The organism is Streptomyces sp. NPDC090798 (assembly GCF_044768965.1).
Lineage (GTDB): Bacteria > Actinomycetota > Actinomycetes > Streptomycetales > Streptomycetaceae > Streptomyces.
This window is the reverse complement of sequence record NZ_JBIVXA010000019.1, coordinates 83,916-96,473: the sequence shown is the minus strand read 5'-3', so window position 1 is coordinate 96,473 and position 12,558 is coordinate 83,916. Positions and strand designations below refer to the sequence as shown.

Here is a 12,558-nt window from a genome sequence, read left to right as displayed (position 1 = left end):
GCGCTGATTTGCGGCGTCTTTTCCAGCGTCGCACTACGTCGCCATGGCTGCGCCCGGAAGGTCTGGGCCGGTAGGCTTTCCGTGTGATCTTCAAGCGCATCGGAAACGGACGGCCGTACCCCGACCACGGCCGGGAAAGCACCCGGCAGTGGGCGGACGTCGCGCCGCGCCCGGTCCGCCTCGATCAGCTCGTGACGACCAAGGGCCAGCTGGACCTGGAGACCCTCCTCGCCGAGGACTCCACGTTCTACGGCGACCTGTTCGCGCACGTAGTGAAGTGGCAGGGCGACCTGTACCTCGAGGACGGCCTGCACCGCGCCGTACGCGCCGCGCTGCAACAGCGTCAGGTGCTCCACGCGCGCGTGCTCGAACTCGACTGACCTGGCCGAGTCGGCCGAGTCGACTCCGGATGAACTCGGCCGGGACCGGGCGCCGGGGACGCGAGAGCCTCTTCGAGGCCCGGGATCCCCGCTCGTTGACCCTTTTGGGTTGGACTGAGCCTCGACCGATGATCATTTAGTAGGAATCACCGCCGCGGCGCACTACGCTGCGCCCATGAGCATGCTCACTCCCCCTGGCATGGGCGGCCAGTACCGGATCACGGGGGACAAATACCCACGGATGCGCCGACCCCGGGGGCGTCGCAGGCTCGTGTTCCTGGTCGTCGCCTCTGTCACCGCGCTCGGGCTGATCGGGTGGGGAACCCTGCAGCTCATCGACGTCTTCACGGGCAAGGGCGACAAGGCCACGGCGGCCGGCGCGAAGGACGACTGCACGTCCAAGGCCGGCCCGTCGGCCAAGGCGACCACGACGGCCACGACGGCCACGACGTCCACCGCCTCCGGGGCGCTGCCCAGGCCCGGACAGATCACCGTCAACGTCCTCAACGCCACGCCGCGCAGCGGGCTCGCCAAGCAGACCGCGGACGAGCTGAAGAAGCGCGGGTTCCGCATCGGCGACGTGGGCAACGCGACGGCCACGTACGACAAGAAGGTCAACGGCGCCGGGATACTGCTCGGCGCCAAGGGGGCCGCACAGGCCGCGCTGCCGGTACTGGGCACGCAGCTGTCCGGCGCCGAGGTGAAGACGGACGGCCGCGCCCAGGCCGACCGGGTCGACCTGATCATCGGCACCAGCTTCAAGAGCCTCACGAAGAAGGAGGACGCCGACAAGGCCCTGGCCACCCTGTCCGGGCCCCGGCCGGCCGCCTCCGCCTCTCCGAAGAGCTGCTGAACGGCTGGCTGAACAGCGAAGGCTGTCGGCAGCCCCGTAGGACCGCCGACAGCCCCCGTGAGACCGCTGATCGTCCGGAACCGACTGGACCACTACTCGGCCACTGGACCCCTGGACCGGCCCGACAAGGCCGCTGAGGGGCTCAAGGGACGACTGGGGCCCGTAGGGGCCACGGCGGTCCCGTAGGGCCGTGGCAGGTACCGCGGAGGTGCGGGAACCTACTCGGCCGCCCCGTACATCCGGTCCCCCGCGTCGCCCAGCCCCGGCACGATGTAACCGTGCTCGTTGAGCCGTTCGTCGACCGACGCGGTCACGACCGTCACCGGCGTGCCCGCGAGCTCGCGCTCCATGACCTCGACGCCCTCCGGGGCGGCGAGCAGCACCACGGCGGTGACGTCGTCGGCGCCGCGCTTGATCAGCTCCTGGATCGCCGCGACGAGCGTGCCGCCGGTGGCCAGCATCGGGTCGAGGACGTACACCTGGCGCCCGGAGAGGTCGTCCGGCATGCGGGTCGCGTACGTGGACGCCTGGAGCGTCTCCTCGTCGCGCACCATGCCCAGGAAGCCCACCTCGGCGGTCGGCAGCAGCCGCACCATGCCGTCGAGCATGCCGAGGCCCGCACGCAGGATCGGCACGACCAGCGGGCGCGGGTAGGACAGCTTGACGCCCGTGGTGGAGGCGACCGGGGTCACGATGTCGACCTGCTCGGTGCGCACGTCCCTGGTGGCCTCGTAGGCGAGCAGGGTGACCAGCTCGTCGGCGAGCCGCCGGAAGGTCGCGGAGTCGGTGCGCCGGTCGCGCAGGGTGGTGAGCTTATGGGCGACCAGGGGGTGGTCGACGACGTGGAGACGCATGCCCATAACAGTAGCCGTGCCCTCGTGTCCCTCGCGCTGGCATCAAACCGCCCGTCAGAGGGAAGGCGGTAGGGACGGACCTGGGGTGGTGGGCCTATGCCGGACCGGGAAAAGGAGTCCCCGGAGCAGCTGGAGCGACTCGGACGAGCCGAGGGGGCCGAACCGGCCCAACGGCCCGGACGACTTCGCCGCGTCGAAGAATCCGAACAATACGAACGGTCGGGACGGACCGGACGGATCGAGCAGGCCGAACGGGCCGAGCAGGCCGCGCGGACCGGGCAGCCCGAGACGGACGCCGAGCGCCGGCGGCGCCGAGCACAGTTCCTCCGGGACCTGACCGAGGCGCGCGAGCTGCGCGACCGCGTCCAGCCCCGCCGCGCCAAGGTCGCCCGCCTCCGTCACGCCATGCGCATGCGCACCTTCCGTTGGTAGCTCCGTCGACAGCTCCTTTGACAGCTGCATTGGTGGCGGCTTTGGTAGCTCCTTGGTGGTCGGCCCACGCCGTGAGGGCGGGGACATGCACACACGACGCCGAGGGCCGCGTACGATCCGCTGTTAGCGATCAAAAGAGGCAGACACAGCAGGCCGAAGACATCCCCTGAACGCTCTGTTTCTGCCACGATTCCGAGTGGGTGGGGTCTCGGAGAAGCACTCCCCGCCCAATCGACCTCCGCCGGGGGGACCCCCAACCGGCACGCCTATGACCAGTGGGAGAGTCACGGTGTACTTCGCCGCACTGCTCGCGCGCACCGAAGACGGGTGGGAAGCGAGCGACACAGAGCTCGACGATGTGGAGACCCTGTCGGATCTGACCGATCTGGCCCGTGAAGCCTCGGAGGAGGACACGGTGCTCGTACTCATCGAGCAGGAGGACGCGTGGTTCGGCGTCGTCCGCGTGGACGGTGAGGAGGACCCTCGCATCTACGTCTCGGACGCCGCAGCCGCTGCCCGCAGCTCGTACGGCGAGATCCTGCTCACGGACGAACTACTAGGACGGGAGCCCGGCGACGACGACACCGACCTGGACTCCCTCGACCTGGACGGCACCGAGGACGGTGAACCCGACGACGCAAACGACTCCGAGGACGACGAGGAGGAGGAGAGCGTCTCCGGCGAGATCGTCTCGCACAGCCCCGTCGGGGACCGCGAGATCCTGGCCGACCTCGGGGTGAGCGAGAAGGAACTGCTCGCCCTGGACGAAGGCGACGCGCTCAGCACGATCGCCGAAGCCCTGGGAGCGGCAGAGGTCCTGGAGACCGTCCGCTAGGGCCTGATCCGCCGGACAGGTCCCAGGGCCTGATCCGGAAGGCAGGCCCCGGCTCCCCTGGTTCCGGGGGAGGCGGTTTTCCGGGCGAGCCCGATAGATTTCCCGGGTGAGCCCGACAAAAGAGACCTTTCCAGCAGATCCGGCAGATCCGGTACGCGACCGCTGGCGGGCCGCGATGCGGCTCGCCCTGGACGAGGCCCACCGGGCCGTCCAGGGCGGGGATGTTCCCGTCGGCGCCGTCGTGCTGTCCACGGACGGTACGACGGTGCTCGCGACCGGACACAACGAACGCGAGGCCACGGGCGATCCGACGGCGCACGCCGAGGTGCTCGCGATCCGCGGGGCCGCCCAGCGGCTCGGCGAGTGGCGGCTGGCCGGCTGCACGCTCGTCGTCACCCTGGAGCCCTGCACGATGTGCGCGGGCGCGCTCGTCCAGTCCCGGGTGGACCGGGTCGTCTACGGCGCCCGGGACGAGAAGGCGGGCGCGGTCGGTTCCGTCTGGGACCTCGTACGCGACCGCCGGCTCAACCACCGCCCCGAGGTGATCGGGGGCGTACTCGAGGACGAGTGCGCGAGTCTGCTCACCCGTTTCTTCCGCGACCGCTGACTCCACGGGCGGCCGGACCGGCGACGGGAAACGGATTTCAGACCACGGCCCACCTTGGGGTAGGGTCTCCCTCGGTAGCGTGTCCGAGCGGCCGAAGGAGCTCGCCTCGAAAGCGAGTGTGGCGCAAGTCACCGAGGGTTCAAATCCCTCCGCTACCGCTTGAGAAGGGCCCCGTCGCAAGACGGGGCCCTTCGTGCGTACGGCAAGGGACCTCGGCCAGCGGGCCGTTGGTCCAAAAAAGTGGGGTGAAGGTTACACTCGCCGCCGGCACAGGGGGCCCAGTGGGCGCAGCAGTCACAGGGAGGCCGCGATGGCGGTGAATTCGAAGAAGATCGCCGTCTACATACTCGTGGTCTTCGCGCTGTACGTGATCATCACGGATCCGGCGAAGGCGGCCGACTACGTCCAGATAGGGTTCGAGGGCATTTCGACCGCCGCCCGGTCCATCGGCGACTTCATGACGTGGGTCGCCGACGGGGCCAAGAACTGATCGGCCGCCCCCGCACGGCCCGTACCACCAGGGAGTACCCGTGATCCGCCATCTGGTCCTCTTCAAGCTCAACGAAGGCGTCGAGCGTGAGGACCCCCGCGTCGTCGAGGGCGTGGCAGCCTTCCGCCCGCTCGGCGATCAGATCCCCGAGCTGCGGTTCTGGGAGTGCGGCTGGAACATCACCGACCGGCCCGTCGCGTACGACTTCGCGATCAACTCCGCGGTCGACGACACGGACGCCCTGCAGCGGTACTTGGAGCATCCCGCGCACCAGGCGGGCGTCGCGCTGTGGCGCGAGTTCGCGACATGGGTGATCGCCGACTATCCGTTCTGAACCGATCCGAGCCGACGCGCTCTGGGCCCCTCGCCGGAAACCGGCGGGGGGCATTTCCGTTTCTTATGCCCCAACTCTCCCTAAATCCTGTTCAACACGGGGTTATCCGGTGCTTGCACACAGTGCACATGTCTTGTGATGCTATGACCGCTTTTGACGGATGAGTTGATGGATCTGACGGATCATAGAGGTGGAGTTGACCGTGCCGGCCAGTACTGCGCCTCAAGCACCGCCACAGGAAGTCCCCAAGGAACACATCACCACGGAACCCATCGCCCAGGAACGCGTCGCCACGGAACCCGTCGCCCCGGAGAACATCGTCCACGAACGCGTCACCCCTGAGCAGGCCACCCCTGAGCGACGCCGTGGCGCCGACACCCGGGCCCTCACCCAACTGCTCTTCGGCCAGCTCAAGGCGCTGGAGCCTGGCACCACGGAGCACGACCGCGTACGCGGGGCGCTCATCGAGGCGAACCTGCCGCTCGTGCGGTACGCGGCCGCCCGCTTCCGCTCCCGCAACGAGCCGATGGAGGACGTGGTCCAGGTCGGCACCATCGGCCTGATCAACGCGATCGACCGCTTCGACCCCGACCGGGGCGTGCAGTTCCCGACCTTCGCGATGCCGACCGTCGTCGGCGAGATCAAGCGGTACTTCCGTGACAACGTCCGCACCGTCCACGTGCCCCGCCGGCTGCACGAGCTGTGGGTGCAGGTGAACAGCGCCACGGAGGACCTGACGACGGCCTTCGGGCGCTCCCCCTCGACCGCCGAGATCGCCGAGCGGCTGCGCATCACCGAGGAGGAGGTGCTGTCGTGCATCGAGGCCGGACGCTCGTACCACGCGACCTCCCTCGAAGCCGCCCAGGAGGGTGACGGGCTGCCGGGACTGCTCGACCGGCTCGGCTACGAGGACCCGGCCCTCGACGGGGTCGAACACCGCGACCTCGTCCGCCATCTCCTCGTACAACTGCCCGAGCGCGAGCAGCGGATCCTTCTCCTTCGCTATTACAGCAATCTGACGCAGTCACAGATCAGTGCCGAGCTGGGAGTCTCCCAGATGCATGTGTCAAGGCTGCTCGCCCGGAGCTTCGCACGGCTGCGATCCGCAAACAGGATCGAGGCGTAACCGGCAAGAGCGAATCGCTCAACGTCTCCTTTTCCGACAGTTCAGCGTTGAAAAACCGTCAGACACCCCTTTTCCAGGGCCTATTCACCCCCTCCATGTCGACATGTCACTACAGCGTGTTGCCGACATGTGACATTCTGCCGGAAGAGCGTTTGGCGCAGCCCCGCCTCCGGTATTCAGGTGGAGGCTGCGTTCCTCCGACGGGAGCGTCCGCCGCGACCGTCCGCGACCCAAAGGGGGTGGCATGTCCGCAGACCAGGGCAGCTCGAAGGTGCTCACGCTCACGAAGAGCGAATCCGCGCCCGACGCGCTTCACGATGTCCCGGCCCTTCCGGCCCCCGATGCCGCTCCGGCCCTCGAAGCCGTCCCGGCGGCCCCCGAGACCTCGGGAGCCATCGACACCCGCACCCTGTCCCGCTCCCTGTTCCTGCGGCTCGCCGCACTCGGCGAGAACAGCCCCGAGCGTGCCTACGTCCGGGACACCCTCATCGAGCTCAACCTCCCGCTCGTGCGGTACGCGGCGGCCCGCTTCCGCTCCCGCAACGAGCCGATGGAGGACATCGTCCAGGTCGGCACCATCGGCCTGATCAAGGCGATCGACCGCTTCGACTGCGAACGCGGCGTGGAGTTCCCGACGTTCGCGATGCCGACGGTCGTGGGCGAGATCAAGCGGTTCTTCCGTGACACCTCGTGGTCCGTCCGCGTCCCGCGGCGCCTCCAGGAGCTGCGCCTGGCCCTCACCAAGGCCAGCGACGAGCTCTCCCAGAAGCTCGACCGCTCCCCGACCGTCGCCGAACTCGCCGCGGTGCTGGGCGTGTCGGAGGAGGACGTCGTCGACGGCCTCGCGGTCGGCAACGCCTACACGGCCTCCTCCCTCGACTCCCCGGCCCCCGAGGACGACGGCGGCGAGGGCTCCCTCGCGGACCGCCTCGGCTACGAGGACACGGCGCTGGAGGGCGTCGAGTACCGCGAGTCGCTGAAGCCGCTGCTCGCCAAACTCCCGCCTCGCGAACGCCGGATCATCATGCTGCGCTTCTTCGCCAACATGACCCAGTCGCAGATCGGCGAGGAGGTCGGCATCTCACAGATGCACGTCTCCCGCCTCCTCACCCGCACCCTGGCTCAGCTCCGCGAGGGCCTGATCTCCGACTGAGACCTCCCCTGCCCGACTCTTCATAATTGACGGATCGTCAGCCACACTGGCGCGATGCGTCGAGCGACATGGCTCCATGGCCGTGGGGGGGGGCCGGGGGGGGGGGGGGGCGGGGGGGGGGTGGGGGGGGGGGGGGTTGGGGGGGGGGGGGGGGGGGGGGGGGGGGGGGGGGGGGGGCCGGTCGTTCCGGCCTCGGCTTCGCCTTCGGCCGGGTTCTCTTCCCCGCCCGCACCACCCGTGACGCTCTCGTCGTCGGGTGCGGGTGCCCCTGCCGGGGGCTGATCGCCGTCGGCGGCCGCGGGCTCGTGCGCGGAGTCGGCCGCCGAATCGTCCCTCGGCTCGGGCGCCGAGGCCGCGACCGGTTCGGTGACCGGTTCCGTGGTGGGTCCGGCGGGGGTGACCTCAGCGGTGACCGGGGCGGGGGTTTCCTCGACGACCGGCTCCGAGGGCTCCTCGGCGGCGGGCGCGGGGGCCTCTTCGGCCGCGGGCTCGGAGGCCTCCTCGGCGACCGGCTCCGGGGTCTCTTCGACGGCGGGCGCGGGGGCTTCCTCGGCGACCGGTTCCGGGGTCTCTTCGGCGGCGGGCCCGGAGGCCTCCTCGGCCGCGGGCTCGGGGGCCTCTTCGGCCGTGGGCTCGGGCTCCGCGGCGGACACCTCGGGGGTCTCGGCGACCGGCTCCGATTCGACCACGGGCTCCGGCTCGGGCGCGGGCGCCTCCACCACGGCCTCAGCCTCGGCCACGACCTCAGGCTCGGCCGGAACCGCGGCCGGAATTTCGGCCTCGACCTCGGTCTCAGCCTCGGCCACCGGCTCCGCCGCGACCTCAGCCTCGGCCACCGGCTCCGCCGCGACCTCGGTCGCCTGCTCCTCCAGTGCCGGCTCCGCCGGCTTGGGGACCGTGACGTTGTCGAAGGCCGCCGACACCAGCTCGTCCACCACGGACGACTTGGGCTCCGGCTTCGGCTCCGGCTCCGGCTCCGACGAAGGTGCGGGGATCTTCGGCGCGGCCTCCTGGGCAGGAGCCGGCGTGGGCTCCGGCTCGGTGGCCGGGGCCGGGACCGTGGGGGCCGTAGCCTCCGTCGGCGAGGTCTCCGCGTCGGCGTCACGCCCCTGGCGTGAGCGGCCGAACGCGTTCCGCAGGAGAGTGAGAATGCCCATGTGCGCAACCCTTCGCATGAGTTGAAGCCGTCAATCCCTGGCCAGGACGGACACGTAAGGTTAGCGGCCGTCTCCGGCGATCTTGGGCAGGGTCGGGTACCGACAGGTAGCGGTGTCAAGAGCGTTATCAAGACCCCTGCGAGAGCGGGAGGTTCACACTCTGTTCACCCGGCCGCAGGGTGCTTGCACCCGCACCCCCCTAGCGTCACGCTCACACCAAGGGTTCGCAAGGGGAGAGTAAAGTGCGCAGACTGCTGCCGTTGATTGGAATGCCCGGTTCACATCCCGGCGGGCGATCCGCCCTGACCTGTCGGTTCCGCTGTGGTGACGCCTGCTTCCATGAGGTGCCCAACATCAGCGACAACGCGTACGTCGGTGATGTCATCGCCGGTGCGCTCAGCCGCCGTTCGATGATGCGGGCCGCGGCCGTCGTCACGGTCGCCACGGCGACGGGTGCGGCGGTCGTCGGTACCGGCGCCCAGGACGCGCAGGCCGCTCAGGCGGTGGAAGGGGGTGCCGCGGCCCGTACCGGACGTACGGTCGGCAAGGCCGCGCGCGGGCTGCGGTTCAGCCCCGTCGCTCCGAACACCGCCGACGCCGTCACCGTCCCCGGCGGATATGGCCAGAATGTCGTCATCCGTTGGGGTGAGCCCATCCTGCGCGGCGCTCCCGTCTTCGACCCGGAGCACCAGACGGCCAAGGCCCAGGCCGGCCAGTTCGGTTACAACAACGACTTCCTCGCTCTCCTCCCGCTGCCCGGTGAGCGCGGGCGGCAGCTGCTCGTGGCGAACCACGAGTACACCGACGAGGTGCTGATGTTCCGCGGGTACGACCCCGCGAACCCCACCCGTGAGCAGGTCGAGGTGGCGTGGGCCGCCCACGGTCTGTCCGCCGTCGTGGTCGAGGAGGACCACAGGACCGGCAGGCTCACCGCCGTCACCCGGCACGCCCTCAACCGTCGCGTCACCGCCACCACCGAGTTCCGGCTCACCGGCCCCGCCGCCGGGTCCGACCTGCTCAGGACCTCCGCGGACCCGACCGGCCGCAAGGTGCTCGGTACGCTCAACAACTGCTCCGGCGGCACCACCCCCTGGGGCACCACGCTGCACGGCGAGGAGAACTTCAACCAGTACTTCGCCAACGCGAGCCGTGACACCGACAAGCGGTACGGGCTCGGTACGGGCGCGACCGAGCGCAAGTGGGAGCGGTTCGACAAGCGGTTCGACGTGGCGCGGGAGCCCAACGAGTCGCACCGCTTCGGATACGTCGTCGAGTTCGACCCGTACGATCCGGCCTCCACGCCCCGCAAGCACACCGCGCTGGGGCGCTTCAAGCACGAGGCCGCGACCGTGCGGCTGACGGACGACGGGCGGCCCGTCGTCTACACCGGCGACGACGAGCGTTTCGACTACTTCTACAAGTTCGTCGGCAGCAAGCGGATGCGGCACGGTTCCTCGCGCTCCGTCCGGGAGCACAATCTCTCCCTCCTCGACGAGGGGACGCTCTACGTGGCCCGGCTGACCGGCGACTCCCCCGCCGCCGACATCGACGGGAGCGGGAAGCTTCCGGCCGACGGTGAGTTCGACGGCGGTGGTGAGTGGATTCCGCTGGCCACCGCGACCGCCCGCGGGGCCGTCTCGCACGTGGACGGGATGACGGCCGAGGAGGTCTTCGTCTTCACGCGGCTCGCCGGTGACAAGGTCGGCGCGACCAAGATGGACCGGCCCGAGGACATCCAGCCCTCCCCGCACACCGGCAAGGTCTACGTGGTTCTGACCAACAACACCAACCGTGGGAAGGCAGGGTCCGCGGGCGCCGACGAGGCCAATCCGCGCAACGCCAACAAGCACGGGCACATCCTGGAGCTCACCGAGCGCCGGGGCCACGCCGAGGCGACCACCTTCGGCTGGTCGCTGTTCCTCGTCGCGGGCGACCCGGCCGACCCCTCCACCTACTTCGCGGGCTTCCCGAAGGACAAGGTCAGCCCGATCTCCTGCCCGGACAACGTGGCGTTCGACCCGCACGGCAACCTGTGGATCTCCACGGACGGCAACCAGCTCGGCTCGCACGACGGCCTGCTGGGCGTGGCGACGAAGGGCGAGCGGCGCGGTGAGCTGAAGCAGTTCCTGACGGTGCCGACCGGCGCGGAGACCTGCGGGCCGATCATCCAGGACCGGCGGGTACTCGTCGCGGTCCAGCACCCGGGCGAGATCGACGGCGCGTCGGTGGAGAAACCGGCGAGCGACTGGCCCGACGGACCCGGGAAGATCGTGCGCCCGGCGGTCGTCTCGGTGTGGCGCACGGACGGCTGCGACATCGGGGTCTGAGGTCGCGGGAGTCGTCGCGAAAGCCGCGTACGGGGCTTGGGCCCTGTTGTCACATTCCCTCCCCCAGCCTTCGGCCGGGAGGTGCCCCCAGCCCCGCGACCCGGGCGGACGACGGGAAGGTGACGACAGGGCCTAGGGGAGGGCTGGGACGGGGTTGTCCACGCCGCTGCGTTCCAGCCACTCCCGGTACGCCGGGGACTGCTGTGCCGTCTCCCGGTACGCCTCCGCCAGGTCTGGATAGACGCCGTCCAGCTCGGCCTCGGTGCGGGCGGCGAGCAGCAGACGTACGCCGAGGGGGTCGCCGTACAGCCTGCGGACCACCGTCTCGGGGTCCGACTGGCGGGTCGGCTGGCAGACCGTGACGACCTCACCGGTCGCCACCAGGGACGCCGTCGTGTGGTAATCGCCGTGCAGGACACGGGGGTTGAGCCCGGCCGCGCGCAGCATCCGGTGCACCGCGTCCCACTCGCCGTCGACCGTCGGGTCGATCATCCAGCGGTCCTCGGCCAGGTCGGAGAGGCGTACGACGGAGCGTGCGGCGGCCGGGTGGCCGTTCGGCAGGGACACGAACTGGGGTTCGCGCTCGACCAGGACGCGCAGCCGCAGCCCGCTGGGGATGCGCAGCGGGCAGCCCTCGACCTCGTGCACGAAGGCCACGTCGAGCCGGCCCTCGGCGACCAGGTTGAGCAGGGCGTTCGCGGACACGTCCATCTGGAGGAGCGGTTCCTGGCGGCGTTCGCGCAGCCGGCGCAGCCAGCCCGCGAGGGCACGGCTCGCGGTGGATCCGATGCGCAGCTGGGGGCCGTCCGCGGCGGCGGCGCGGGCCTCCGCGACCAGGGACCGCATTTCGGCCACCAGCGGGCGGGCCCGGCCGAGCACGACCCGGCCGAGGGGGGTGGGTCGGCAGCCGGTACGTTCGCGGGTGAACAGCTCCCCTCCCAGCTCCTGTTCGATCCGCCGCAGCTGGGTGCTCAGCGAGGGCTGGGCAACGCCGAGCAGGCGCGCGGCGCGGTGCAGGCTGCCGGTGTCGGCGATGGCGCACAGCGCGCGGAGATGCCGGACCTCAAGCTCCATGCCGTCGGAGCCTAAGTCGGAAGCGTGGGTTGCACCAGACGCATAAACCCCTTGCAACGCAGGCGAGTTGGGCGCTCCGGGACGGTGCGGGCAGCTCGCCCCGATAGGGCTGTCCTATCGCCGATTGCCATCATCACAGCGGACGCACAGGCATCGACACTCACCGATGACGACTTCCCCCCCCACACAAGGAGTCATCATGAGACTCTCCCTGCCCATGCTCTCGGCCGCGGTCGGGTTGGGCCTCACGGCCGCCACGTTCGGAGCGGTCCCGGCCACGGCGGCCCCCGCCCCCGCCCCGTACGCCGGCTATTCCGGATCGGCCGCGGAGGCCAAGGCCGACCAGGCGTTCTTCCAGGCGGTCATCAGGTCCGTCGCCGAGAAGCGCGCCGCGAACCCGAGCAGCGCCGCCGCCGTCACGGTCGTCTACAACGCCTCCAGCGCACCGTCCTTCAGCGCGGAGATAGCCCGCAGCACCCAGATATGGAACAGCGCGGTCTCGAACGTCAAGCTCCAGTCGGGTTCGGCGTCGAGCGCCGACTTCACCTACCGCGAGGGCAACGACTCGCGTGGCTCCTATGCCTCCACGGACGGCCACGGCAGCGGGTACGTCTTCCTCGACTACGCGCAGAGCGACCAGTACGACCCGATCCGCATCACCGCGCACGAGACCGGCCATGTGCTCGGTCTGCCCGACCACTACTCCGGTCCGTGCAGTGAGCTGATGTCGGGTGGCGGCCCCGGTCCTTCCTGCACCAACGCGATCCCCAACGCGACCGAGCGCTCGCGTGTCAACCAGCTCTGGGCCAACGGTCTCGCGCAGGCGCTGGACAAGGCGCTGAGCAAGACCGACGCCCGCTAGACAGCGCCCGCTGGACAGCGCCCGCTGGACCGACAGGGCCCGGGCGCCGCACGGCCGCCGAACCCGTATACCGC

14 protein-coding genes and 1 tRNA gene are annotated in these 12,558 nt (G+C 70.3%); 13 read left to right on the top strand and 2 right to left on the bottom strand.

Annotation, left to right across the window (positions count from 1 at the left end):
* Positions 1-83: 83 nt before the first annotated feature.
* A complete protein-coding gene (locus tag ACIQTP_RS33635) occupies positions 84-380 on the top strand; it encodes a type II toxin-antitoxin system VapB family antitoxin (protein ID WP_003999914.1) in 297 nt (98 codons plus the stop codon).
* A 199-nt stretch (positions 381-579) separates the two neighbouring features.
* Positions 580-1,233 carry a LytR C-terminal domain-containing protein gene (locus ACIQTP_RS33630; protein WP_403407277.1) on the top strand — a complete coding sequence of 218 codons (654 nt, stop codon included), beginning with the start codon at positions 580-582 and terminating at the stop codon, positions 1,231-1,233.
* 218 nt (positions 1,234-1,451) lie between these two features.
* Here ACIQTP_RS33630 and upp read toward each other — a convergent pair whose 3' ends face one another.
* Positions 1,452-2,087 carry a uracil phosphoribosyltransferase gene (gene upp, locus ACIQTP_RS33625; RefSeq protein WP_101403573.1) on the bottom strand — a complete coding sequence of 212 codons (636 nt, stop codon included), beginning with the start codon at positions 2,085-2,087 and terminating at the stop codon, positions 1,452-1,454.
* A 96-nt stretch (positions 2,088-2,183) separates the two neighbouring features.
* Here upp and ACIQTP_RS33620 point away from each other — a divergent pair, with 96 nt between their 5' ends.
* From ACIQTP_RS33620 to ACIQTP_RS33575, 10 genes are all read left to right on the top strand, one after another.
* Positions 2,184-2,519 carry a hypothetical protein gene (locus tag ACIQTP_RS33620; RefSeq protein ID WP_403407146.1) on the top strand — a complete coding sequence of 112 codons (336 nt, stop codon included), beginning with the start codon at positions 2,184-2,186 and terminating at the stop codon, positions 2,517-2,519.
* Positions 2,520-2,808: 289 nt separating this feature from the next.
* Positions 2,809-3,354: a hypothetical protein gene (locus ACIQTP_RS33615; RefSeq protein ID WP_403407275.1), complete on the top strand. Its 546-nt coding sequence runs from the start codon at positions 2,809-2,811 to the stop codon at positions 3,352-3,354.
* 175 nt (positions 3,355-3,529) lie between these two features.
* Positions 3,530-3,961, top strand: a complete 432-nt coding sequence (gene tadA, locus ACIQTP_RS33610) for a tRNA adenosine(34) deaminase TadA (RefSeq protein ID WP_079174395.1) — start codon at positions 3,530-3,532, stop codon at positions 3,959-3,961.
* Between the two features lie 73 nt (positions 3,962-4,034).
* A tRNA-Ser gene (locus ACIQTP_RS33605) sits at positions 4,035-4,119 on the top strand.
* Between the two features lie 152 nt (positions 4,120-4,271).
* Positions 4,272-4,451 (top strand): hypothetical protein, encoded by a 180-nt coding sequence (locus ACIQTP_RS33600; protein WP_402051432.1) that lies wholly within the window; start codon positions 4,272-4,274, stop codon positions 4,449-4,451.
* 40 nt (positions 4,452-4,491) lie between these two features.
* The gene (locus ACIQTP_RS33595; RefSeq protein ID WP_403407144.1) at positions 4,492-4,785 is read left to right on the top strand and encodes a Dabb family protein; all 294 of its coding nucleotides are present in this window, start codon (positions 4,492-4,494) and stop codon (positions 4,783-4,785) included.
* A 196-nt stretch (positions 4,786-4,981) separates the two neighbouring features.
* Entirely contained in the window at positions 4,982-5,911 is a 930-nt protein-coding gene (locus tag ACIQTP_RS33590) for an RNA polymerase sigma factor SigF (protein ID WP_403407273.1), read from the top strand.
* 244 nt (positions 5,912-6,155) lie between these two features.
* A complete protein-coding gene (locus tag ACIQTP_RS33585) occupies positions 6,156-7,064 on the top strand; it encodes an RNA polymerase sigma factor SigF (RefSeq protein ID WP_054235068.1) in 909 nt (302 codons plus the stop codon).
* Between the two features lie 396 nt (positions 7,065-7,460).
* Complete coding sequence (locus tag ACIQTP_RS33580) at positions 7,461-8,246, top strand: hypothetical protein (protein ID WP_403407142.1); 786 nt, start codon at positions 7,461-7,463, stop codon at positions 8,244-8,246.
* Positions 8,247-8,463: 217 nt separating this feature from the next.
* Positions 8,464-10,548: a PhoX family protein gene (locus ACIQTP_RS33575; protein WP_403407140.1), complete on the top strand. Its 2,085-nt coding sequence runs from the start codon at positions 8,464-8,466 to the stop codon at positions 10,546-10,548.
* A gap of 132 nt (positions 10,549-10,680) precedes the next feature.
* Here ACIQTP_RS33575 and ACIQTP_RS33570 read toward each other — a convergent pair whose 3' ends face one another.
* Positions 10,681-11,622, bottom strand: coding sequence for a LysR family transcriptional regulator (locus tag ACIQTP_RS33570; RefSeq protein WP_403407138.1), 942 nt, complete (start codon positions 11,620-11,622; stop codon positions 10,681-10,683).
* Between the two features lie 199 nt (positions 11,623-11,821).
* On the opposite strand from ACIQTP_RS33570, the gene snpA reads away from it, so the two are divergent.
* Complete coding sequence (gene snpA / locus ACIQTP_RS33565; RefSeq protein WP_403407136.1) at positions 11,822-12,484, top strand: snapalysin; 663 nt, start codon at positions 11,822-11,824, stop codon at positions 12,482-12,484.
* Positions 12,485-12,558: the final 74 nt, after the last annotated feature.